The organism is Rhodopseudomonas sp. P2A-2r, assembly GCF_026015985.1.
Taxonomy (GTDB): domain Bacteria; phylum Pseudomonadota; class Alphaproteobacteria; order Rhizobiales; family Xanthobacteraceae; genus Tardiphaga.
Genome location: NZ_CP110389.1, coordinates 6,272,264 through 6,296,301, shown reverse-complemented (window position 1 = coordinate 6,296,301; position 24,038 = coordinate 6,272,264). Strand labels below are relative to the sequence as shown.

Below are 24,038 nucleotides of genomic sequence, written 5' to 3'. Positions count from 1 at the left end.
ATCACGCAACGTCGGCGTCTGCATTGCAACGAGAAGGCACCGATGACCATCGAACTGCACACATGGAATACGCCGAACGGCCGCAAGATCTCGGTCGCCCTGGAGGAAATGGGACTGCCCTACAAGGTGGTCCCGGTGAACATCACCAAGGGCGAGCAGTTGAAGCCGGACTTCCTCGCCATCAGCCCCAACAACAAGATCCCGGCGATCGTCGATCCCGATGGTCCGGACGGCAAGCCGGTCAGCGTGTTCGAATCCGGCGCCATCCTTCTGTATCTCGGCGAGAAGACCGGAAAATTCCTGCCGAAATCGCTGGGCGAGCGCATCCCGGTGTGGGAATGGCTGATGTGGCAAATGGGCGGCTTTGGCCCGATGCCCGGCCAGGTTCATCACTTCATCGCGCTCGAGGACGAGGCCAAGCGCGCCTATGGGCTGCAGCGCCATTCCGACGAGACGCGGCGGCTCTACGGCGTGCTCGACCGCCGGCTTGCGACCCACGAATTCGTCGCCGGCGAATTGTCGGTGGCGGATTTCGCGATTCTCGGCTGGGCCTGGCGGCATGAACGCCACAAGGTGTCGTTCGATGATTTTGCCAATGTGGGCCGTTGGTACAATCAGCTAATGGCGCGGCCGGCGGTGAAGCGCGGGTTCGACGTGAAGCTGGATTGACGATTCGTCTCACCCTGCAAAGAGCCGCTCATCCGGCGACCTGATCCAGGCAAGTGGTTTCATCGGCAGTGGCGACTGCGCCGCTGCCGATGGATTCCGCCATTTCGTCGAGCAGATCGCGAAGAATGACGATCGCCGCATCGCCGCGTGGCATGGGCCTGCCGAAGAGATAGCCCTGCAGGTAGTCGCAATTCAGGTCTCGGAAGAATTCGGCCTGCGCCTCGGTCTCGATGCCTTCGACCGTCACTTCCATGTTCAGGGTGCGGCCGAGCCCGATGATCGTCTGTAGCACCGGGGTGACGGACTGTTGCGATGCCTCTTCTTCCGGAACAAACGACTTGTCGACCTTGATCTTGTCGAACGGCAGCCTCCAGAGATAGCCGAGGCTTGAATAGCCGGTTCCGAAGTCGTCCATGACGATCGCAGCGCCGGCATTCTTGAGTTCAAAGAGCTGCTCGATCACATCGTCGATGGCCTCGAGTAGCAGCCCTTCGGTGATCTCCAGTTCGAGCCGGCCGGCACCAAGTCCGCTTGCCGCAATGGCGTCGGCGACAATAGCGGCGATCGAATTCGGGCTCCTGAATTGCACCGGCGACAGGTTGACGCTGATCTTCAGGTGAGCCGGCCACGTCGCGGCCGCCGCGCAGGCGTTCCTGATGACCCACGCGCCCAGGCTGTCGATTGCACCCATGTCTTCGACCATCGGAACGAATACCGACGGCGAAATGAATTCGCCGCGATCGTCGCGTAACCTCAGGAGCGCCTCGAATCCGTCCAGCCTGCCGCTTCTTCGAACCAACGGTTGAAAATACACTTCGAATTTTTCCCGCGCGACGGCGTCACGGATATGGGCCTCGAGCTGACGGCGCGTCAGCATCGCATCGCGCATCTCAGGGGCAAATACCACATAGCACGCGCGACCGGCATGCTTGGCCCGGTACAGCGCGATATCGGCATCTTCGAGCAGTTCATCCCCGGTCGCATGCGAGACGGTCGCGCCGGCGCTGCCGACACTGCCGGAAACGATTACGCTGTGATGGCTGAGTTGAAACGGCTTGGCCAAAGCGCGCGTGATCCGATCGGCCATCACGCCGACCTCACCGGGATCCTGCAGGTTGGTTTGCGCGACGGCAAACTCGTCGCCGCCAAGCCGGGAGATGATATCTTCCGGACCAAGCAGCCGCTTCAGTCGTTTGGCCACCGCGCGAAGCAGTTCGTCGCCGACACCGTGCCCGAGTTGATCGTTGATTTCCTTGAATCTGTCGAGATCGATATAATGGACGGCAACACGCGAGCGCGACTGCAATCTCGACATGGCGCCCGTCAGGCTGGCCAGGAAACTTCCCCTGTTCAGCGTGCCGGTCATCGAATCGTGATGTGCGAGATAGTGGACATGCTGGTCGGTGTCCCGCTTCTCCCGTTCGTGCCGTGCAAAGAGTGCCGCCACGCCGAACAGGATGAGGATCACGACAGTCGTCGCCGCGGTGATGGCCAGCACGATCATGCGGCTGCGCTGCTCTGCCGCCGCCAGGTAGGGCTCGATGACTTTTGTCACCTCCATGACCGCACGAACGTCGTCGAGCTTCCAATCTCTTTTCGGTGATTCCGGACTGTTGTTGTGGCAACTCACGCAGGCCGCCTCGGTCATGCGATCCGGTACCGCGATGCGCAGCAGGCGCTTGCCGTCGCGCGTTTCCTCGCGCGAAACGATCGCAGACGGATCGCGCTGGAACGCATCCCACGCGGTGGTCTGGAAACTGTCCATGGTCCGGCCGGCCCGGTTCGGCCAAGGGTACGGGCTGATCAGCGAGAGGGTGGTATCCCTCTCCTTGAGTAGATCGGAGATGTCCTGGACGAAGGTGGCCGGTAGCGGGATCGCGTTGGGATTTCCCTTGTGATCGTGCGACGGGGTCAGGTGTCCGCTTGCCAGCTCCTTTGCGACCACGTTCCGCGTGTAGTAGCCGCGCGTCAGCTTGATCTGGTCGACGGTCTCGATGTTGCTGCGATAGGCGGCCTCGATGGCGGCTGCCTTCATCGCATCGGGAAGATAGATGCCGATGGCGAGGAGACCGACGGCCAACGCCAGCGCCACGCTTGCCGCCGCGACGAATTCCGGGCGCAACTTCAATCGATCGAGAAGACGCTTTCGACGCCGAGGCATAGGTATTATCCGCCAGATGATCGGCGAAGCCTAAAGTAATCAGATTAATTTGAGCCGAATATAACAGGCCATGGCAACGTTGAAACGTCCGTAGAACTACGTGAATGGGCACGCATGTTTGCCCGTCGAAGCTGCATCGATGGCGGGTCGTCAGCTTCAGTTGCCAGACTGATCGCCAGATTTATGTACCTATGTGATAGGTCTGGAGGGCGGCCATGCGCGCGTCGATTTGCAGTGGTACTTTCAGAAACCGCAGGTATCATTGCGCTCATAGTTGAGCCGAATGTCGGCCACGTCGTCTCTCAACACAGAAGAAGGAGCGTCAGCTCCGTCGCGTCTCCAACGCCATGCGCACCGCGAGGCCGGCGAGCACGGTGCCCATCAGCCAGCGCTGCAGCTTGAGCCAGATCGGGCGCTGCCCGAGAAACAATGCGATCGAGCCGGCGCCGAGCGCGATTAGCGCGTTGACGCCGACGCTGATGACGATCTGCACCGAACCCAGCGCCAGCGACTGCGTCAGCACGCTGCCCATGGCGGGATCGATGAACTGCGGCAGCAGCGCCAGATACAGCATGGCGATCTTCGGATTGAGCAGGTTGGTAACGAACCCCATGGCGAACAGTTTGCGCGGGCCGTCGACGGCGAGCTCCTTCACCTGGAACGGGGAGCGGCCATTCGGTTTCAGCGCCTGCCACGCCAGCCAGCCGAGATAGGCCGCGCCGGCCAGCCTCAGCGCGTCATAGGCATAGGGCACCGCGAACAGCAGCGCCGTGATGCCGAACGCCGCGCACAGCATGTAAAAAACAAAACCCAAGGCCACGCCGCCGAGCGACACCATGCCGGCCGCGGCGCCCTGGGTGATCGAGCGCGAGATCAGATAGATCATGTTCGGCCCGGGCGTCAGCACCATGCCGAGGGAGACCAGGGCGAAGGCGAGCAGTGAGGTGATGTGGGGCATGAGGGTCTCGGAGATTGAATGATTGTCTGAAGGCGATCAGGCCGCAGCCGCTGAGCGTGTCACCGGAGAAATCTTCTCTAGTTCCTTGCCGATATGACGTTCGGCCATCCGCATATCGTAGGCGTTCTGCAAATTGAGCCAGAGCTGTGCCGACGTGTCGAGCGCCTTTCCAAGCCGGAGGGCGGTGTCCGCGGTGATGCCGGCCTCTTCATTGGCTAGCCGCTCGATTCGGGTGCGGGGGACGCCGCAAGCCTTCGCAAGGCCGCCGGCGGACAGCCCGAGCGGAACAAGAAATTCCTCGCGCAACACTTCTCCGGGATGCATGGGGGCAGCTTCTTGACCATCGAATTTCCTTACATCAGCATTGTCAGTGGTAATCGACAAATTCCACATCCGTCGGACCTTCCGAGGTCCAGACAAAGCAGATCCTGAACTGATCGTTCACACGGATCGAATGTTGGCCCTGACGGTCTCCTTTCAAGGCCTCCAGTCGATTTCCAGGCGGAGATTGCAAATCGTGCAGCGAGGTCGCCGAGTCCAGATAGTTCAATCGCCGTCGCGTCACCTTCAGCAGAGCAGCCGGAAAGCCCTTGAGAGCCTCTCCGTCAAATGCCGCCTGTGTCATCCGGATTTTGAAACTCTTGATCACCGGCCCAGTGTATCATTTTCCGATACGCCGGACCAGCTGATTGTATCGAGATTCGATACATGCTGCTTACCGACCTCGACGCGGTTAATGCGCCTCTTCCCAGTTATTGGCCGCCCGTGCGTCGACCTGCAGCGGAACGTGCAAGATCACCGCCGGGAACGGCGCATCCTGCATGACGCGCTGGACCACCAGCAGCGTGGCGGCGACCTCGTCGTCGGGCACCTCGAAGATCAACTCGTCATGGACCTGCAGCAGCATCTGCGCCGAGAGTTTCTTCCCGCTCAAAGCGTCCTCCATCCGCACCATGGCGCGGCGGATGATGTCGGCGGCGGTGCCCTGCAGTCGCGCGTTGATGGCGGCGCGCTCGTTGAAGGATCGGATCGAGGCGTTGGAGGCCTTGATGTCCGGATAGTGGCACTTCCTGCCGAACAGGGTTTCCACATAGCCGTGCGCGCGGCAGAAATCCCGCGTCGCGTCCATATAGGCGCGGATGCCGGGGAAGCGCTCGAAGTACTTCTTGATGTAGGCGCCGGCCTCCTCGCGGGGAATGCCGAGCTGGTTGGCGAGGCCGAAGGCCGAGATGCCGTAGATGATGCCGAAGTTGATCGCCTTGGCGCGGCGGCGGATATCGGCCGGCATATCCTTGACCGGTACCCCGAACATTTCCGACGCAGTCATGGCGTGAATGTCGGTGCCTTCCTGGAACGCGGTGCGCAACGCCGGCACGTCGGCGACCTCCGACAGCAGCCGCAGCTCGATCTGCGAATAGTCCGCCGACACCAGCTTGTGGCCGGGGGCGGCGATGAAGGCGCGGCGGATTTTTCGGCCGTCCTCGGTGCGCACCGGGATGTTCTGCAGGTTCGGCTCGTTGGACGACAGCCGGCCGGTGGTGGTCGCCGCCAGCGCATAGGTGGTATGGACGCGGTGGGTCTGCGGATGAACGTAGTTGGGCAGCGCATCGGTATAGGTCGATCGCAGTTTTGAGACCTGGCGCCAGTCAAGGATCATGCGCGGGAAGGCGTGGCCTTCCTCGGCGAGGTCCTCGAGGATCGAGGCCGAGGTCGACCACGCGCCGGTTTTGGTCTTCGAGCCACCCGGCAAAGCCATCTTGCCGAACAGGATGTCGCCGAGCTGCTTCGGGCTGCCGATGTTGATATCCTCGCCGGCGATCTCGCGGATCTCCGCCTCGATGCGCGCCGCCGTCTGCGCGAAATCCGCCGACAGTTTCGACAGCACCTGGCGGTCGATGGAGATGCCGCGCCGCTCCATGCGGGCCAGCACTGATATCAGCGGTCGCTCCAGCGTCTCGTAGACCGTGGTCATGTGCTCGGCGGGCAACCGCGGCTTCAGCACGCGCCACAGCCGCAGCAGCACGTCGGCATCCTCGGCGGCATAAGCGGTGGCCTTGTCGATGGCCACCTTGTCGAACACCAGCTTGTTCTTGCCGGAGCCGATCACGTCGCCATAGCTGAGATTGGCGTGACCGAGCCAGCGCTCGGTCAGAGCGTCGAGGCCATGGGCATTGCGTCCTGCGTCCAGCGCATAGGACATCAGCTGGACGTCGTCGGCATTGCGGATGGTGATGCCGTGCTGGGCCAGCAGCACCGCGGTGAACTTGATGGCGAAGCCGATCTTCAGAATGCCTTCGGATTCCAGCAGCGGCTTCAGTGCTTCCAGCGCGTCGGCGGGCCGGATCTGGTCGGGCTCCAGGCCGGAGGCGAACAGGCCGGACGCGTCGCCGGACTGCCGGTGGCCGAGCGGAATGTAGCAGGCGTCGTTGGGTCCGAGTGATAGCGCGAGGCCGACAAGGTCGGCCTGCATCGGATCGATCGAGGTCGCCTTGGCCTCGAAGGCGAAATGGCCGAGGTCGTGGATGCGCGAGATCCACTGGCTGAGCTCCGCCAGCGTGCGCACCGGCACATAGGCTTCGCGGTTGACCGGGATTTTTCGCGCGGCTTCGGCGCGGGCGGCGGCAAGCGAGATCGGGGAGAGCGCAGGGCGGCCGGTGACACCAGCGGAGGTGTGGGCGCTGCCGCTCTTCGCCGGCGCTGCGCTCCCTCTCCCGCTTGCGGGAGAGGGGCGGGGTGAGGGCGAGTCGCCTGGGAACAGGCCCTCACCGGCATCGTTGCGCGAGGCGCCCTCGCCCTTGCGCGGCTGCACCACGCCATCGCTGACCCATTCGGCGTCCACATCGGCCGGATCGATATGCGAATACTCCGCGACGCGCCGCGTCAGGGTGGAGAATTCCATGTGCTTGAGAAACGCGATCAGCTTCCGCGCGTCGGGCTCGTGCACCGCGAGTTCGTCGAGCGGCACATCGAGCTTGACGTGATCGTCGAGCAGCACCAGTTGCCGCGAGATCCGCGCCTTCTCGGCATGTTCGATCAGCGATTCCCGCCGCTTCGGCTGCTTGATCTCGGAGGCGCGGGCGAGCAGCGTTTCGAGGTCGCCATATTCGTTGATCAGCTGCGCCGCGGTCTTGATGCCGATGCCGGGCACGCCGGGGACGTTGTCGACGCTGTCGCCGGCCAGCGCCTGCACCTCGACCACCTTGTTCGGCGGCACGCCGAATTTCTCGATCACCTCGGGGATGCCCAGCCGGCGGTCCTTCATGGTGTCGTACATGGTGACGCAGTCGGTGACGAGCTGCATCAGGTCCTTGTCCGACGACACGATGGTGGCGGTGGCGCCGCGTTCGCAGGCCTCGCGCACATAGGTGGCGATCAGGTCGTCGGCCTCGAAGCCGCCCTGTTCGATGCTCGGCAGGTCGAAAGCGCGCACGGCGTCGCGGATCAGCGCGAATTGCGGGATCAGGTCGTCGGGCGCCGGCGGCCGGTGCGCCTTGTATTCCGGATACAGCTTGTTGCGGAACGTGACTTCCGACTTGTCGAAAATGACCGCCAGATGGGTCGGCCGGTTGTCCGGCGGCATGTCGCGCAGCAGCTTCCACAGCATGTTGCAGAAGCCCAGCACGGCATTGACCTGCAGCCCGTCGGACTTGCGGTTGAGCGGCGGCAGCGCGTGGTAGGCGCGGAAAATATAGCCTGAGCCGTCGACCAGGAAGACATGGTCGCCCTTGCCGGGAATGCTGGCGGGGGTCGAGGCGGTGGCGGCGGTCTGTTCTGATGTTTTCGGCATGGCCGCAATTTAGAGATTCCTGGCGCGGAATGACACCCCCACTCAGTTGTCATCGCCCGCTTTCGCGGGCGATGACAACTGAGTGGGGTGCGAGGTCGCTTGCATCCGACCCGGTTCCGTGAGCCCTTGCGGCCAGCTCCGAGCCAAGGAATTCCGATGCCACCACAAATCGACGTGCTGATGGAAAAATTGCGGGCCGTCGAGGCCGAGATCGAGGTCGAGCTGACCAAGCGCCGGGAGGCGCTGCGCTACCGGATCGAGAACAGCAAGATCGTGTTCGCTGACGATGTGCTGGCGGTTCAGCGCGCCATCAAGGTCAACCTGGCGCGCTACATCCGCAATGCCAACCCCTTGGTGGTGCTGACCGCGCCGGTGATCTATTCGCTGATCATCCCGTTCGTGGTGCTGGACCTGTTCGTGATGGCCTACCAGGCGATCTGCTTTCCGGTCTACAAGATATCGAAGGTGCGGCGCCGCGATTACCTGGTGTTCGACCGCCACCATCTGGCCTATCTCAACATCCTCGAAAAAATCAATTGCGCCTATTGCTCCTATGGCAACGGCGTCCTTGCCTTTGCACGCGAGGTGGCCGCGCGTACCGAGGTGTACTGGTGTCCGATCAAGCATGCCCGCCGCGTGCTCGGTCCCCACCCGTATTACCAGGGCTTTGCCGATTTCGGCGACGCCGAAGCCTTCCGCGCCAAGATCGACGGCATGAAGATCGACGGCGGAAAGCCGAACCTGCCATGACCCAGGGGCGTCATCGTCCGGCCGTTGATCGGTTTGCTGCGCTGGCCTAATGCGCGCCCTTGCCAAGGAAAATCTGGTAGAAGCTTGTGGCGATTTCGATCGCGATGAGGATCACGACGATGAGTTCCAGTCGAAGCGAGCGTCGGGTGTCGATGATATCAGCCAATGTCTCTGCCGTCTCGGCAATGACCGCGACCTTTCGATCGAGCGTTTCGACCCGCTCCTTCAACTCGTACTCGTCTTCCAGCCGGGCATAGAGCCGCTCCAGATCGGGGCGATCCCACAACGCGTCGGGCTTCTCCGCCACCGCAACGCGACCGGATACCCGGTGCTGCACCAGCAAGGCGTTGCCGATCAGTTTCAGGATCTCGGTTCGATTGCGGCGGGTTCGTCCGCGGGTGGCCAGTTCGGCGGCAAAGGGTTCGATAATGCCGAAGACCTTGGTCACCTCGCGCTCGTCGCTGGCCAGCGCAACGCTCTTGGCCAGCACGTCTGCGACGATCAGGATTCGCGGCGACGACATGTCGCCAAGTTTGATCGGGCCGCCTGCGGCGATCTGGTCGTCTGCGCCGCCGGCGATCTCGACGGTCGTGCTTTCTTCCTCTGCCTGTCCGATCCGGCCCAGGATCCGGCCAGCGACGGAATCGAGAAAGGCAGCCTCTTCTGCGGCGGTCAGGCCCACCAGAACCGCAACGCCATAGCGGAAGAGAATCGCCGCGCCGCGCGCCCCGGCACGAACGGCAAGGGGATTCGCTGAAATGATATCGCCCTCGTAGCCCGACGTGTTGATCCGGTCGCCAAGGTGGAGGGCGTGAACCGAGATGCGGCCTGTGAGTTCTGAATCGATCATGCCAGGGAGCCTGTCATCAAAGTCTATCGCAAATACCGGGGATACGGCATTTCAGATTCGACCGCCGGAGATCGTGCCGGGCCCACTGCGCAGGTCACCGTCCGAACAGCGGCACGGGCGGAGGTGTCGTGGAGCCGGTGGCAAGCGAGCGCTGGACCATGATCGTATCGGCCCAGCGGCCGTGTCGATAGGCAATGCCCGGCAGCAATCCTACCCTGGCGAAGCCGAACTTGTCGTGCAGCCCGAGCGAGGCGGTGTTGTCGGCATCGATGTAACCGATCATCTGCCGGAAGCCCGCCGCGGCGCAGACGTCGATCAGCTCCCGCATCAGGCGTTGCCCGATGCCGTGGCCGACATGCTCGTCATGGATATAGATCGAGTGCTTGACGGTGAAGCGATAGGCCGGTCGCTTGCGGAACAGCACCACATAGGCATAGCCGACGACTTCGCCGCCCCGCGTCGCCACCAGATGCGGGAAGCGGCGGCTCTTCAGGTTCTTGCGGCGGTCGCGCAGGTCGTCGGGCTGCGGCGTCTCGCCGTCGCTCACGCCTTCGTCGATGCCTTGGCGGATATGGCGACGGTAGATCGCCAGCATGGCCTCGACATCCGTGTCGCGGGACGGCCGCACGACAATCGGGGGACTGTTTTCGCTGGGTATTGTGGTGTCCATACGCGCTTCGCTATTCGCTGGCGACGTAAGTGTAAAGACGGATGCGGCCGTTCGCCTCTACCTTGCGGTAAATGCCCTGGATTTCCACGTCGAAGCCGGGGAACGTATTGAACGACGTCTCGAACATCTTGAGATAGTCGATCATCGGCTGCGCCCGCGCGCTGAGGCGCTCGCCCGGCACGATCGTCGCGATGCCCGGCGGGTAGACCACGAAAGGCGTGGTCGCGATGCGGCCGGTGATCTCGTCGATCGGCAGGTAGTCGACATCGTTACGCACCAGCACGCGCGCAGCGTCATGCGGCGACATCGCGATTTCCGGCAGATGCTCGGAGGCGAATTGCCTGGCCTGCAGCACGCTGACATCGGCATTGCGGAAGAAGCTGTGCATCTCCCCGCACAGGTCGCGCAGCCGGACGCCGGCGTAGCGCGCCGGCCGGCGCCGCGCGAATTCGGGGATGGCCTCTTCCAGCAGCGCGTTGTCGTCGTGCAGTTTCTTGAAGGCGACAAGGCCCGATATCAGCGTGCCGGCCTTGCTGGCCTCGACGCCCGGCGTCAGCAGGAACAGCAGCGAGTTGAGGTCGTTCTTTTCCGGGACGATACGGTTTTCGCGCAAGAACTGCGCCACCACCGGCGCGGGGATGCCGTGTTCGGCGTAACCGCCGGTGGCGCGATCGAAACCTGGGGTCAGCAGCGTCAGCTTGTTCGGATCGGTCATAGCGAAGCCGGCCGCCATGCCCGGGAAGCCGTGCCAGGCGGCATCCGGCGCCAGTTGCCAATAGGACGGGTTGGTCGCCAGCTGGTCGGTGCTGACGCTCTCCCACGGCACATCATGCACGCCGCCTTCGTGGGCCGCGTCGGGTATAGCGACGCGCTCGGGCACGAAGGGTTCGAAGAACCAGCGCCGCTCGGGGCGCGCCTCCTTCTCCTCGAACTCGCGGCGGACGGCGCGGATCTTCTTGCGCAGTTCGATGCCCAGACGGATCGTGTCGTCCCACAGCACTTCGCCCGAGCGGCCCTTCATCATCTGCGCGCCGACGTCGAGCGAGGCGAACAGCGGATAAAGGGAGACGTCGAGGCGTGCTGCATGAAGCTCTCGTTGAAGCGGCGATGCTCCACCCGGCGCTTCTGACCGCGGATGTGGCGGTCCTTCATGTGGATCTGCGACGCCTGCGAAAAGCTCGCGAGCTGCTTGTGGGTCGACTGGGTGGCGATGATGCCCGGCGAGTCCGGGCCGAGATCGCCGAGGCCCATGGCGAAGCGGCCGGCATAGAGCGGGTGGAACTTCATGAAGCCCGCCCAGGCCTCGTCGAACAGGATGTAATCGCAGAGATGGCCGATGCGCTTGATGATCATCTCGGCGCTGTAGATGGTGCCGTCATACGTGCATTGTTCGATCACCGCCACGCGGAACGGGCGCGGACGTTTCCAGGCATCCTTGTCGGTCACCAGCGGATTGACGCGGATGCGCTCGCGCAGGGCCTCCTCTTCAAAGGCCTCCCAGTTCATCGGGCCGATCAGCCCCCAGGGATTGCGCACGGTGGGCACATAGATCGGCACGCCGCCGCAGATCATCAGCGCGCCATGCAGGGCGGCCTTGTGGTTGTTGCGATCGAACAGCACCAGATCGCCGTCGGTCACCAGGGCGGACAGGGCCACCTTGTTGGAGGTCGAGGTCCCGTTGAGCACGAAATAGGTCTTTTCCGCGCCGAAGATTTTTGCGGCCTCTTTCTGCGCCTGCAGCGCGGGGCCTTCATGGGTCAGGAGGTCGCCGAGATCGAGCACCGAGTTGTCGAGGTCGTCGCGGAACACGGCTTCGCCGAGATGCTCCATGAACACCCGTCCGATCGGGCTGCGGCTGTAGAACACGCCGCCGTTGTGGCCGGGGCAGGTCCATAGCTGGTTGCCTTCCTCGGCATAGTCGACCAGCGCGCCGAAGAACGGCGTCTTCAGCGTCTCGGCATACTGCTTCATGCGGCTGATGAGGTTCTTGGCGATGAACGGCGGCGTCTCCTCCGACAGGAAGATATAGCCGTCGATGAAGTCGAGCACCTCGACCGGCACGTCCTCGAACCGCTTGCGGCGAATCAGCAGGATGATGGGGAAGTCGAGGCCGCGTCGCCGCATCAGGTTGATCAGCGCCGCCGTCTTGCCTTCCAGGCCCTTCTTGCCCCAATCGACCACCATGCACCCGATCGCGGCGTCGGTCTGCACCGCGATGGCGGCGTCCTCCAGCTTGCGGGCTTTGACCACCTCGAAGCCGGATCGCTCGATCTCGTCGACGATCTGGTTCAGGCGGACGCCCTCGAGATCGTCCGCGTCGAAGGTCGGCATCGCGAACAGGAAATTGAAGCGTTTGAAATAGTCCATGTGTCCACCGAATGTGTCCGAGGCGATCTGTCTCGCTGGGTTACATGACGAATAGGTGACTAAGCCAGCCCGCAGGCCTCTATCCGCCGGAAAAGATGTTTGGGAACTGTCGGCGCCGCATTATGGCAGCCTCAGGCTGTATGCAAGCCGAACATGTCTCCGCGATGGCGTGGCAGCGGGGCAAGCTCAAGGGGGCCGTCCGGCCCTGCTGGAGCCGGCCGGCGTTTTGGCGCTGCCGTCAGGTCACCGGCCTGTCGCAAATCCTTCGGCTGCCGGTCAACTACCATGGGCATGCTCCGCCGCGATTCGACGGGGTGCCATGGTCGCAACGATATCCAGCTATGCAAGGCCGACACGACGCCAGTTCCTGTCGCGTTCGGCCTCATCGGCCGCGCTGGCCGGGATCGGCTGCATCGCCGCGCCGTTTCTCAGCCGCGCGGCGGACCGCCCCAACATCAGTTGCGGCCTGCAGTCCGGCGACGTCTCGAGCGACAAGGCCGTGGTCTGGGCGCGCGCCGACCGCGCCGCGTGCATGCAGGTCGACTACGCCACCACCGAGAGCTTCCACAATATCCTCGGCTCGCGCCGGGTCGATGCACTGCCCGAGAGCGATTTCACCGCCAAGCTGCTGCTCGACGGGTTGCCGCCCGGCCAGGACATTTTCTATCGCGTGCGATTCGACGACATCGCGGACGGTCGTTTCGCCGGCGAAACGCAGGTCGGGCATTTCAGGACCGCGCCTGCCGTGATGCGGTCGATCTCGTTCGTGTGGTCGGGCGATACGGTGGGGCAGGGCTGGGGCATCGATCCCGCCCGCGGCGGCCTGCGCAGCTACCGCACCATGCTGGACAACCGGCCGGACTTCTTCATCCATTCCGGCGATCACATCTATGCGGATTGCCCGATCGAGGCCGAACTGAAGCTGCCGGACGGCGGCATCTGGCGGAATATTGTGACGGAGGAAAAATCCGTCGTGGCCCATAGCCTCGCGCAGTTCCGCGGCAACTACAAATACAACCTGCTCGACGACAACCTGCGTGCCTTCAACGCGCAGATTCCGATCCTCGCGCAATGGGACGACCACGAGGTCACCAACGACTGGTCGCCGATCGGATCGGTCGACGAGAGCGGCTACGACGAGCACGGCGTCTCGCGACTGGTGTCACGCGCGCGTCAGGCCTTCCACGAATTCATCCCGATGCGAGGGCAGCCGGAGCAGGGCGGTCGGGTCTATCGCAAGGTCGAATACGGCCCGCTGCTCGACGTGTTTCTGCTCGACATGCGCTCCTATCGCGACTCCACCTGGAACAAGGGCGACGAGCGGGATCCGGCCTTCATCCTCGGTCCGGTGCAACTGGCGTGGCTGAAGCGCGAACTGGCGGCGTCGAATGCAACGTGGAAAGTGATCACCGCGGACCTGCCGATCGGGCTGATCAGCCTCGACGCCATCGCGCTCGGCGACGGGCCGCCGTCACGGCGCGAGCACGAGATCGCGGATCTCCTGTCGTTCATCAAACACGCCGGTGTCGTGAACACCGTCTGGCTGACCGCGGACATGCACTACACCGCCGCGCATTACTACGATCCGAACCGCGCGGTCTTCCAGGACTTCGCGCCGTTCTGGGAATTCGTCTCCGGGCCGCTGCACGCCGGAACCTGGGCTCCCGGCGAGCTCGACAATACGTTCGGGCCCGAAGTGAGATACGAAAAGGGCTGCAGCGCGACCCAGGGCGAGAACCTGGCGCCCTGCTTCGGGCTGCAGTTCTTCGGCCATGTCAGCATCGACGGCGGCACCGAAGCGATGACAGTCACGCTGAAAGACGTCGATGGCCGCGCGCTGTGGTCGGTGCAGATTCCGCCGAAGCCGGACGCCAGGACTGGCCCGGTGCTGTCGCAGCACTTCTAGAGCGGAGTGAATCCGCATAGCCGTCGCTTGGGGCGGCTATCTGTTTCGCGCAATGGGCGTGTCGCCACGCGCCCGATCCTCATTGCAGAAATTGCCTGAACCGCCGCAGCGAAAAGAAGAACAGGATGCCGCCGATGCCGAACAGCGCGGCGAGCTGTGGCCACACCACGTCGAGGCCTGCGCCGCGGAACAGGATCGCCTGTGCCATGATCACGAAGTGCGTATTGGGCGCCGCGAGCATGATGTACTGGATGACCTCCGGCATGCTCTCGCGCGGCGTCATGGCGCCGGACAGCGCCTGCAGCGGCAGCAGGATCAGCATCAGCAGCAGGCCGAACTGCGGCATCGTGCCGGCCATGGTCGCCAGGAAGATGCCCATGCAGGTGGTGGCGAACAGCTGCAGCGTTGCGCCGAGCAGAAACAGCAGCATCGATCCCTGGATCGGGACGGCGAGAAAGCCCTGCACGACGAACAGCAGCGAGGCGCTGGACGCCAGCAGGACGACCAGGCCCATCGACCAGATCTTGCTCGCCATGATCTCGAACGGCGTCACCGGCATCACCAGCAGGTGTTCGAGGGTGCCGTGCTCGCGTTCGCGGATCAGGGCGGCGCCGGTCAGGATGATCGACAACATGGTGATCGCGGTGATGACCTCGCTGACGGCGCCGAACCAGCCTTTGTTGAGCTGGGCGTTGAAACGCACCCGCAACGCCAGGTCGACGGCCACCGTGGTCGGAGCCCGGTAGTGCTTGAGAAACTCCGTGACCTCGCTGGTAACGATCGACTGGATATAGCCGCCGCCGGAGAACGCCTGGGTCATGCGGGTGGCGTCGATGTTGAGCTGGATGGTCGGCGACTTGCCGGCCAGCAGGTCGCGCTGGAAGTTCGGCGGGATGTCGAGCGCAAAGGTGTCGATGCCAGCGTCCATGCGGCTGTCCATCTGCCGCTGGCTGATCAGGCTGGGACTCGAAAAATACGGCGGAGTGAATGCTGTGATGATGCGCGATGACACCGGCGACTGGTCCTCGTCGACGATGGCGATGGCCGCCTGGTTGAGGGTTTCCGGCAGCGCCTTCGAGGCGGTGTAGATCGAGAATGTGAAGGCGTAGCCGATCAGAAACAGCAACATCGAATCGCGGGCCAGCCCGCGCAGTTCCTTGACGCCGAGTTCGAGGATGTTGGCCAGCCGCATGCTCAGTCCGCCTGCTTCCTGAGGAGCGCCGCGCCGAGAGCCAGCAGGATCGGGATGGTGATCAGTAGCGGCCAGAACGAACCGGCCAGCTCGGAAATGCCAAGGCCCTTTGAAAACGTGCCGCGGGTGATGTTGACGAAATAGGTGGTCGGGTAGATTCGCCCGATGACGGCGCCGGCGCCCTGCAGCGACGACACCGGATCGATCAGGCCGGAATACTGGATGGCGGGGATCAGGGTCAGCAGCGCGGTGCCGAAGATCGCCGCGATCTGGCTGCTCATGAAGGTCGAGATCACCAGTCCCATGCCAGTGGTGACGATGACATAGAGGAACGCGCCGGCGGCGAAGGTGGGGAAACTGCCGGTGAACGGTACCTGAAAGGCGAACATCGCGAAGGCCGTCAGCAGCAGGAAGTTCAACATCGCCAGTGCGACATAGGGAATCTGCTTGCCTACCAGGAATTCGAGCCGCGTGACCGGGGTGACGTAGAAATTGATGATCGATCCGAGCTCCTTCTCGCGGACCACGCTGAGCACCGCGAGCATCGCCGGGATCATCAGCAACAGAAGCGGAATCACGGCCGGCGCCATCGCCACCAGGCTCTTGATGTCGGGATTGTAGCGGTAGCGCAGCGCGATCTGGAAACTCCCGGCGGTTGCGGCGTTGCCGTAGAGTTCGCGGGCCTTCTGGGTCAGCCAGGAGAGATGCATGGCCTGCACATAGCCGCGCGCGGTTTCCGCGCGCACCGGCATGGCGCCGTCGATCCAGGCGCCGATCTCGACATTCTTGCCACGCGCCACGTCGCGTCCGAAGCCGGGCGGGATTTCGATCGCCAGGCTCAACTCGCCGGTGCGCATGCGGCGGTCGAGATCGGCATAGTCGGTGATGGCCGCGGCCTCCCTGAAATAGCGGGAGCCGGCGATCTGCAGGATGTAGTCCCGGCTGATGGTGGAGTCGTCGCGGTCGAGCGCGGCGAAAGTGAGGTTCTCGAGGTCGAGATTCAGGCCGTAGCCGATGACGAACATCAGGAGGACGCTGCCAATCATGGCGAGCGTGGCGCGGATCGGATCGCGGCGCAGTTCTAGCGTCTCGCGCCTGGTGTAGGCCAGCATGCGGCGCAGATCGAACCATCGCTTGCTGCCGCTGTGCGCGGGGGCCAAGGGTTGCTGAACCGCCGAGTCGGCCGTGGATGCGCCGGTCTCCGCTGGCGCAGCATCCGCTCGTCCCATGGCATCCTGCAGATAGGCAATGAACGCCTGCTCAAGTGTCGCCGTGACGCGAACCTTCTTGATCGCCGCCGGCGTGTCGCTGACCAGCACCTTGCCCGCATGCATCAGCGAGATGCGATCGCAGCGCTCCGCCTCGTTCATGAAGTGGGTGGAGATGAAGATCGTGACGTTGTCGTTGCGCGACAGGTGGGACAGGATCTGCCAGAAGCCGTCTCGCGCCACCGGATCGACGCCGGAGGTCGGTTCGTCGAGGATGAGGATGTCCGGCGAATGGATCATCGCCACCGCCAGCGACAGCCGCTGGCGCACGCCGAGCGGCAGCGGATCGGGCAGGGAGTCCAGCACGGCTGCCAGATCGAACCGCTGCACCATCTCCGCGATCCGTGCGGGAATCGCGGCGGGATCCATCCGGAACAGGCGCGCGTGCAGCTCGAGATTCTGCCGCACCGTCAGTTCGGAATACAGCGAGAATGCCTGTGACATGTAGCCGACGCGGCGCCGCACCTCCATGTCGGTGGAATCGATGAGATTACCGAACAGTTTTGCGATGCCTCCGGTGGCCGGCAGCAGCCCGGTCAGCATCTTCATGGTGGTGGTCTTGCCGCAGCCGTTGGAGCCGAGAAAGCCGAAGATCTCGCCGCGTCCAATGCGAAAGCTGACATCGTCGACGGCGGTGAAGTCGTGGAAGCGCATGGTGAGATGCTCGGCCTCGATGGCGACGTCGCCGTCCAGGGCCGCGGGTCGCGGCGGGATCACCACTTCCTTGTAGTCGCGGCGATCTTCTTCAGGGAGCAGGGCGATGAACGCGGCGTCGAGCGTTGTGGCACCGGTCTGCCGCAGCAACTCGGCAGGCGCGCCGGTCGCCAGCGCGCGGCCGGCATTCATGGCCACCAGATGATCGAAGCCGGCGGCCTCTTCCATATAGGCGGTGGCGACAATGACACTCATGCCCGGCCGTGCGGCGCGAATGCCGTCGATCAGCTCCCAGAACTGACGGCGTGACAGCGGATCGACGCCGGTGGTGGGCTCGTCGAGGATCAGCAGGTCGGGATCGTGGATCAGCGCGCAGCACAGGCCGAGCTTCTGCTTCATGCCGCCGGACAGCTTGCCCGCCGGCCGTTCGGCGAACGGAGCCAGCCCCGTGCTGTGCAGCAACTCGCGGATCCGGCGTTCGCGCTCACGTTTGCCATGCCCGAACAGCCGGCCGAAGAAGTCGATGTTCTCGAACACCGACAACGTCGGATAGAGGTTCTTGCCGAGTCCCTGCGGCATATAGGCGATGCGAGGGCAGGTCTGCATGCGCAGGCGGGCATCGGCCATGTCGGCGCCCAGCGTTTCGATATGGCCGCTCTGGATCGCGCGCGCGCCGGCGATCAGCGACAGCAGGCTGGATTTGCCGACACCGTCCGGACCGATCAAGCCGACCATGCAGCCGGCGGGGAGGTCCAGGGTGATGGAATCGAGCGCCAGGATCTTGCCGTAGCTGAGTCCCACCGCGTCGAGGCGCACCGCCGGCGCTGGTGCTCCCTGTGCGGTCGACTCGTTCATTGCGCCAGCGTTCCGTTCAGGCTTTTCGGCCACTCCGCTTTGGGATCGAGCCGCACATAGGCCATGCCGGGCAGGCCGGTCTTCACCCGCTGGATATATTTGCGCAGCAGTTCCGGCGGGATGTGCGCCTTGACCCGGAACATCAGCTTGAGGCGTTCTTCTTCAGTCTCCACGGTCTTGGGCGTGAACTGGGCGACGTCGGCGACGAAGGTGGCCTTGGCGGGAATCACCACCTGCGGCAGCGCGTCCAGCACCAGGCGAACGTCGGCGCCCAGGGAGACTTGTCCGGCCTGCGTCGTCGGCAGGAAGAAGGTCATGTAAACATCGCCGAGATCGACCAGGTTGAGCACCCGTCCCCCGGCAGCGAGCACTTCGCCGGGCTGCGCCACGCGGTATTGCACGCGTCCGTCCCGCGGCGATTTCAGCGTGCTGTCGTTGATCTCGACCGTAATGCTGTCGATGGCCGCCTGCGCCGCATCGACTGCGGCGCCGGCGTCGATCACCTGTGCCCGCGCGGCGCTGATGGCTGCCTCCGAGGCGGCGATCTGGGCCTGCGCTGCAGCCACCGCGGCCTTGCCGCCTTGGGCATTGGCGCGGTCATCGTCGAGCACCTGCTGTGACACGGCGCTGCTGGTGATCAATTGCTCGGAGCGCGTGAGTTTTCTTTGCAGCGTGTCGAGCTGGGCATCGCGCTGCGCCAGCACGGCAACCGCCGCGGTTCGTTCGGCTTCCCTTTGCTTCACCAGGCTGTTGGCGGTGTCGATGCTGACCTTGGCCCGGTGCAACTGTGCGTTCGCCTGGCGACGCTGTGCCTCCAGCTGGTCGGTGTCCATCCGCGCCAGCACCTGGCCGGCCGAGACGAAGTCGCCCTCCGCGACCAGGATCTCGCGAATTCGCCCGGCGGCTTTGGTGGAAATATCGATTTCGGTCGCCTCGATGCGACCATTGCCGCTGCCAATTCCGGGCGGCAGCTGGTTCCCGCCAAATCGATGCCAGGCGTAGTAGCCGCCGCCGGCAACGATGACGAGCAGGCCGGCCAGCAGCCAGCGTTTCCAGTCCAGTTTCAGCAACGGATTTGCTCCCGCTTGGTGTGAAGGAAGCCGCGCCTCAATCAAGGCGAGAGACGATGGCCGAACCTATGCGCCGCGTTGATGGATCACCTTGACCTGCCTCAAGGTTCTCGCGCGACGCGAGAGCCGGCCACAAATTGTGGGTCAATGCACAAGCGCGTGACATTTTGTTTTTCGAACAGGCATGTATTCTGAGCCCGCAGTTCAAGCTGGCCGTATCTGTGCTGAAGCTCGATGCCGAATGGATCCCTTGTCATGACCGCAACCAGCCACGGCGATTTTTATGCCGGCATTCCGGTGTTTCACGGCTTCGGCAGCCTGATGGACCCGGCGTTGTATTCGGCCCTGCCCGATGACTGGACCATCGGCATCGCCGATATCGTGGAATCCACCAGGGCGATCGCGCAACAGCGTTACAAGGCCGTCAACATGGCCGGGGCGGCAGTGATCGCGGCGGTCACCAACGGGCTGGAAGGGCGCGAATTTCCATTCGTGTTCGGCGGCGACGGCGCCAGTTTCGCGGTCGGGCCCGACGATCTCGCTTGCGCCCGCGATGCGCTTGCCAGCACGGCGACCTGGGTCAGGGAGGATCTCGACCTGGCGATGCGGGTCGCGCTGGTCCCGGTGTCTGCCATTCGCGCCCAGGGCTTCGACGTCCGGGTGGCGCGCTACGCGCCATCGCAGAACCTGTCCTACGCCATGTTCACGGGCGGCGGCATCGGCTGGGCGGAGGCGGCGATGAAGCGCGGTGAATTTGCCGTGCCGATGGCGCCAGCGGGGGCGGTCCCCGATCTGTCCGGCCTGTCATGCAGGTTTGAGGAAATCCCGCGGTGCGCGGGCTGATCCTGTCGGTGCTGGTGGTGGCTGTCGCCGGCGCAGACCCGGGCGCGTTCCGTAAGGTGATCGAGGACATGGTCGCGCTGGTGGAGCGCAGTCCCGACGCCGGTCGCCCGGTGCCCGCGGGCGGACCGCCGCTGCGCTGGCCGCCGGCGGGTCTCGATTTCGAGATGCGCGCAGCGCGCGGCGGTCCGCGCGTGGCCCGGCGCGTCAGGGTGCTTGGTAGAACGCTTATGGCGTACATCACCGTGCGGTTCGGCATCAGCGTCGGTGGCTTTGTGCCCAAGACCTATATGCAGCAACTGGTCGAGAATTCCGACTTCCGCAAATACGATGACGGCCTGCGGATGATTCTGGATTGCACGCCTGAGCTTGAGGGCGCGATCGAGCGGCGCCTGATCGCCGCCGCATCAGCAGGGACGATCCGCTACGGGCTGCACCGCCAGGATGCCGCGATGATGACCTGCTTCACGCCGTCAGCCCTGCGCAGCGATCACGTACATTTCATCGATGGCGCGCGCGGCGGCTATGCTTCGGCGGCCACCGCGCTCAAGGCGATGGCCGTTCAGACGGCATGATCAGGGGTGTCTTGAAACCGCGATTTCAGCGCGCCGATTTGCTCCAGAGCTCGCCGCCGCAGATTGCGCCGACGCAGCCCTCGACCCGCAGCGCTGTGGGTCCGGTAACCGACACGTTGCTGTCGTACATCCTGCCGTCGTCGGAATTGTAGATCTGTCCGGACCACTTGTTGGGGCCGACCGGCTTCATGCCGAAGAACAGCTGAACACCGATCATCGACCGGTTACGCAAAGCGGGATCGGGATTTTTGTCGTCGACAGCCGGCTTCCCGGTGGCCGGATCGAGCTTGTCGCGTAGCGAAACGATCGCGCCGCACAGATTGCCGCCGCAACGGGACACGCGAACCCGCGCGTCTCCTTTTTCCGTAAGCCAGACACCGGTCGCATCTTCGGCAGACTGCGCCTGCGCAACACTGGACATCGCTAGCATGCCCAGCGTTGCGATCAGCATCCTGAATCTGAAAGTCATGAAGTTCTCCCGCTCATGACAGTCTGAATAACAAGAAATCCGATTTGTGCAATGCCGTATCGGTGTCATGTTCCGCACATTGTCGCCGCACGCAGAGCGAAGCCACGCCGCACCGTTCATTCACCACGGCAGTCCGCACAGATCGATCTCGCCCTCATGCGGCGCGCGCTTGAGATAGAAGACCATGGGAAGCATCGCGTCGAATCGGACCCGGCCGCCGGGCTGTTCGGCCCAGACCTCGCCCATGAATCGCTTCCAGCCGCGACTGGCATAAAAGGCTTCATTGTGGGGGTCGCAGAACAGCAGCGCGAAATCTGTCGCGCGTTCGTCCTTCAGGGTTTGGACGGCAGCATTGAGTGCGACGCTGGCCAGTCCGCGTCCGCGAAAATCCGGATGCGTCGCGACGCCGCCGATCCCGCCCGCGCGCAGCTTGCGTCCGTTCCAGGTCACGTCGCGGCGGAAAATCCCCACATGGCAGACCAGTTGTTCGTCGGATTCGACCAGGACCCGCAGGTCCGCATCGGCAAAAACGATATGGCCCCACGGCAGCTGGCGCAGCACGTCGTCCGGCCAGACGAGGTCGAACAGCTGCGCGACCGCAGGCGGCGCGGCACCGCCGGTTAAAATCTCGATTTCGATGCTCATGGCGCGATCCCTCTGCTTGCGTCGCGTTCTTGCAGGGCGGCACACGGGGAGCAAGCTGTCTCGGCCGGCATCGTGGCCAACTGTCGCGCTCATGTCTGCTGCTGTATTTCGGCCATGGAACCTTCTATAAGGGTTCCCGTTGAACCAACTCTCCCATTATTGCGGATCTTGACCCATGACGTTCACGCTTCCCAATCTTCCTTACGCCTATGACGCGCTCGCGCCCCATATGTCGAAGGAAACGCTGGAATTTCATCACGATAAGCATCATCAGGCTTACGTGACCAACGGCAACAACCTGCTCAAGGGCACCGAATTCGAGGGCAAGTCCCTCGAAGACATCGTGAAGGGTTCGTTCGGCAAGAATGCGCCGCTCTTCAACAATGCCGGTCAGCACTACAATCACCTGCATTTCTGGAACTGGATGAAGCCGAACGGCGGCGGCGACAAGCTGCCCGGCCGGCTCGAGAAGAAGATCACCGAGGATCTCGGCGGTCTCGAAAAGTTCAAGACCGATTTCGCCGCCGCAGGCGTCGGCCAGTTCGGCTCCGGCTGGGCCTGGCTGTCGGTCAAGAATGGCAAGCTTGAAATCTCCAAGACCGCCAACGGCGAGAGCCCGCTGGTGCACGGCGCCACGCCGATCCTCGGCGTCGACGTCTGGGAGCACTCCTACTACATCGACTATCGCAACCGTCGTCCCGACTATTTGAAGGCGTTCGTCGATCACCTGGTGAACTGGGAATACGTCGACGAACTGTTCTCCAAGGCCTGATTGTTACGACATTGAATGTCAGGGCGGTGGCGCAAGCTGCCGCCCTTTCGTTTTTGCAGGTGTTGTGCGACGAAGCGCAGCATGTTGCCATGACGCGCAGGCGCCAATGGCCCCCTCCCCGCAAGGGGAGCGGAGAAGCGCGCCACGCGCCGTATGAGCGGACAAAAAACGGTTGGTGAATCAATGCTAAATTACGTTCTGGTGTTTATCGGAGGCGGACTCGGCTCGACGTTGCGCCATACCATCAACGTCACATGCGCGCGCTGCCTGGGCACGGCGTTTCCCTGGGGCACCTTCATCATCAACATCACAGGTTCGACGGTGATGGGCCTGATCGCCGGCTATCTCGCCTTCAAGGGCGAGGCGTCGCAGCCGTGGCGGCTGTTTCTGATGACCGGCATTCTCGGTGGCTACACCACCTTCTCGGCATTCTCGCTGGATGCGGGGTTGCTTTATGAGCGCGGCGAGCCGGGGCTGGCGCTGCTCTACGTGCTGGGCTCGGTTCTGCTGGCGATTATCGGCCTGTTCGCCGGACTGGCGCTGGTCCGGCATTTTACCTGAACAGGACGTTGCACAAGGTTATGTTATAATATAACAAATGGGCAGGGCGACCTCAGGTCGCCCGATATCTTTTGCCCAGGCGCATCGATGCCGCATACGCACGACCACCCGCATTCCCATGCTCACAGCCATGGCCCGTCCGCACCGCATCCGGCCCAGCCGGCGCCGTGGTCGATCCTGCGCATGACCCTGCTGTCGCGGCTGTCGGCCGCGCTGCTGGTCAGCGCCGCGCTATGGGCGGTCGTTCTGACGGCCATGAGGTAGCGCCATGGTCGCCCAGCTCAGCTTTCACGACGTCACGCTCGGCTACGACCGCCATCCGGCGGTGCACCACCTGAGCGGCGAGATCGCCGCCGGCAGCCTGCTGGCCATCGTCGGCCCCAACGGCGCCGGCAAGTCGACGCTGTTTCGCGGCATCGTCGGCATTCTCAAGCCGCTGGCCGGCGCGATCGGGCTCGGCGACCTCAAGCCGCGCGAGATCGCCTATCTGCCGCAGAGCGTCGATATCGACCGCACGTTTCCGATTTCGGTGTTCGATTTCGTCGGCACCGGGCTGTGGCGCACCACCGGTCTGTTTGGCGGGATGGGTCAGAAGGCGCGGCGACAGATCGCGGATGCGCTCGCCGCAGTCGGCCTCAACGGCTTCGAGAACCGCACCATCGGCACGTTGTCCGGCGGGCAGATGCAACGCATGCTGTTCGCGCGCGTGCTGTTGCAGGACGCGCGCGTCATCGTGCTCGACGAGCCGTTCAACGCCATCGACGCAAAAACCTCGGCCGACCTGATCGGCCTTGTCAGGCACTGGCACGCCGAGAAGCGCACCGTGCTGGCGGCGCTGCACGACATGGATCTGGTGCGCGCGAATTTTCCCGACACCTTGCTGCTGGCGCGCGGCGAAGTGGCGTGGGGGCCGACGGCGCAGGTGCTGACCGCGGAAAACCTCAAGGAAGCGCGGCGCATGTGCGAGGCCTTTGACGACGGCGCGTCGGCTTGCGTCGCACCGCCGCGGGCGGCATGAG

The 24,038-nt window shown here is 63.7% G+C and carries 19 protein-coding genes and 2 pseudogenes; 8 read left to right on the top strand and 13 right to left on the bottom strand.

Going from position 1 to position 24,038, the window contains the following annotated elements; genetic code table 11:
* The first annotated feature begins 42 nt into the window (after positions 1-42).
* Positions 43-669, top strand: coding sequence for a glutathione S-transferase family protein (locus ONR75_RS30265; RefSeq protein ID WP_265080504.1), 627 nt, complete (start codon positions 43-45; stop codon positions 667-669).
* Positions 670-697: 28 nt separating this feature from the next.
* Here the strand turns inward: ONR75_RS30265 and ONR75_RS30260 are convergent, their stop codons facing one another.
* The 5 genes from ONR75_RS30260 to polA form a co-directional block, all read right to left on the bottom strand.
* Entirely contained in the window at positions 698-2,704 is a 2,007-nt protein-coding gene (locus ONR75_RS30260) for an EAL domain-containing protein (RefSeq protein ID WP_265083852.1), read from the bottom strand.
* A gap of 448 nt (positions 2,705-3,152) precedes the next feature.
* On the bottom strand, positions 3,153-3,788 hold the full coding sequence (locus ONR75_RS30255) for a LysE family translocator (RefSeq protein ID WP_265080503.1): 636 nt from the start codon (positions 3,786-3,788) through the stop codon (positions 3,153-3,155).
* 36 nt (positions 3,789-3,824) lie between these two features.
* Positions 3,825-4,112, bottom strand: a complete 288-nt coding sequence (locus ONR75_RS30250; protein WP_265083851.1) for a HigA family addiction module antitoxin — start codon at positions 4,110-4,112, stop codon at positions 3,825-3,827.
* 43 nt (positions 4,113-4,155) lie between these two features.
* Positions 4,156-4,437 carry a type II toxin-antitoxin system RelE/ParE family toxin gene (locus ONR75_RS30245; protein ID WP_265080502.1) on the bottom strand — a complete coding sequence of 94 codons (282 nt, stop codon included), beginning with the start codon at positions 4,435-4,437 and terminating at the stop codon, positions 4,156-4,158.
* Positions 4,438-4,521: 84 nt separating this feature from the next.
* On the bottom strand, positions 4,522-7,575 hold the full coding sequence (polA, locus tag ONR75_RS30240; RefSeq protein WP_265080501.1) for a DNA polymerase I: 3,054 nt from the start codon (positions 7,573-7,575) through the stop codon (positions 4,522-4,524).
* A 156-nt stretch (positions 7,576-7,731) separates the two neighbouring features.
* Between polA and ONR75_RS30235 the strand changes: the two genes are divergently transcribed.
* Entirely contained in the window at positions 7,732-8,325 is a 594-nt protein-coding gene (locus tag ONR75_RS30235) for a hypothetical protein (RefSeq protein ID WP_265080500.1), read from the top strand.
* A 46-nt stretch (positions 8,326-8,371) separates the two neighbouring features.
* Here ONR75_RS30235 and ONR75_RS30230 read toward each other — a convergent pair whose 3' ends face one another.
* The 3 genes and pseudogenes from ONR75_RS30230 to ONR75_RS30220 all read right to left on the bottom strand — a co-directional run bounded on the left by ONR75_RS30230 (position 8,372) and on the right by ONR75_RS30220 (position 12,212).
* Positions 8,372-9,175, bottom strand: coding sequence for an RMD1 family protein (locus tag ONR75_RS30230; protein ID WP_265080499.1), 804 nt, complete (start codon positions 9,173-9,175; stop codon positions 8,372-8,374).
* Positions 9,176-9,269: 94 nt separating this feature from the next.
* Positions 9,270-9,845, bottom strand: a complete 576-nt coding sequence (locus ONR75_RS30225) for a GNAT family N-acetyltransferase (RefSeq protein WP_265080498.1) — start codon at positions 9,843-9,845, stop codon at positions 9,270-9,272.
* Positions 9,846-9,855: 10 nt separating this feature from the next.
* Positions 9,856-12,212, bottom strand: a pseudogene (locus ONR75_RS30220) (Orn/Lys/Arg decarboxylase N-terminal domain-containing protein).
* 319 nt (positions 12,213-12,531) lie between these two features.
* On the opposite strand from ONR75_RS30220, the gene ONR75_RS30215 reads away from it, so the two are divergent.
* Positions 12,532-14,118 (top strand): alkaline phosphatase D family protein, encoded by a 1,587-nt coding sequence (locus tag ONR75_RS30215; RefSeq protein WP_265080497.1) that lies wholly within the window; start codon positions 12,532-12,534, stop codon positions 14,116-14,118.
* Positions 14,119-14,197: 79 nt separating this feature from the next.
* Here the strand turns inward: ONR75_RS30215 and ONR75_RS30210 are convergent, their stop codons facing one another.
* Genes ONR75_RS30210 through ONR75_RS30200 form a run of 3 tightly spaced genes read right to left on the bottom strand, consistent with a single transcriptional unit; the run spans position 14,198 to position 19,154 of the window.
* Positions 14,198-15,310, bottom strand: coding sequence for an ABC transporter permease (locus tag ONR75_RS30210; RefSeq protein ID WP_265080496.1), 1,113 nt, complete (start codon positions 15,308-15,310; stop codon positions 14,198-14,200).
* 2 nt (positions 15,311-15,312) lie between these two features.
* On the bottom strand, positions 15,313-18,087 hold the full coding sequence (gene rbbA / locus ONR75_RS30205; protein WP_265080495.1) for a ribosome-associated ATPase/putative transporter RbbA: 2,775 nt from the start codon (positions 18,085-18,087) through the stop codon (positions 15,313-15,315).
* A complete protein-coding gene (locus ONR75_RS30200; protein ID WP_265083850.1) occupies positions 18,084-19,154 on the bottom strand; it encodes an HlyD family secretion protein in 1,071 nt (356 codons plus the stop codon). Before ONR75_RS30200 ends, rbbA begins: the two co-directional genes overlap by 4 nt.
* 258 nt (positions 19,155-19,412) lie before the next feature.
* Here ONR75_RS30200 and ONR75_RS30195 point away from each other — a divergent pair.
* Positions 19,413-20,572, top strand: a pseudogene (locus ONR75_RS30195) (DUF3095 domain-containing protein).
* A gap of 25 nt (positions 20,573-20,597) precedes the next feature.
* Here the strand turns inward: ONR75_RS30195 and ONR75_RS30190 are convergent.
* Positions 20,598-21,041: a DUF2147 domain-containing protein gene (locus ONR75_RS30190; RefSeq protein ID WP_265080494.1), complete on the bottom strand. Its 444-nt coding sequence runs from the start codon at positions 21,039-21,041 to the stop codon at positions 20,598-20,600.
* Positions 21,042-21,161: 120 nt separating this feature from the next.
* Positions 21,162-21,686, bottom strand: a complete 525-nt coding sequence (locus ONR75_RS30185) for a GNAT family N-acetyltransferase (RefSeq protein ID WP_265080493.1) — start codon at positions 21,684-21,686, stop codon at positions 21,162-21,164.
* Between the two features lie 175 nt (positions 21,687-21,861).
* Between ONR75_RS30185 and ONR75_RS30180 the strand changes: the two genes are divergently transcribed.
* The 4 genes from ONR75_RS30180 to ONR75_RS30165 all read left to right on the top strand — a co-directional run bounded on the left by ONR75_RS30180 (position 21,862) and on the right by ONR75_RS30165 (position 24,037).
* Complete coding sequence (locus ONR75_RS30180; protein WP_265080492.1) at positions 21,862-22,458, top strand: superoxide dismutase; 597 nt, start codon at positions 21,862-21,864, stop codon at positions 22,456-22,458.
* A gap of 183 nt (positions 22,459-22,641) precedes the next feature.
* The gene (gene crcB, locus ONR75_RS30175; RefSeq protein WP_265080491.1) at positions 22,642-23,019 is read left to right on the top strand and encodes a fluoride efflux transporter CrcB; all 378 of its coding nucleotides are present in this window, start codon (positions 22,642-22,644) and stop codon (positions 23,017-23,019) included.
* An 87-nt stretch (positions 23,020-23,106) separates the two neighbouring features.
* Complete coding sequence (locus tag ONR75_RS30170; protein ID WP_265080490.1) at positions 23,107-23,283, top strand: hypothetical protein; 177 nt, start codon at positions 23,107-23,109, stop codon at positions 23,281-23,283.
* Positions 23,284-23,287: 4 nt separating this feature from the next.
* Positions 23,288-24,037, top strand: a complete 750-nt coding sequence (locus tag ONR75_RS30165) for a metal ABC transporter ATP-binding protein (RefSeq protein ID WP_265080489.1) — start codon at positions 23,288-23,290, stop codon at positions 24,035-24,037.
* The last annotated feature ends 1 nt before the right edge of the window (position 24,038 follow it).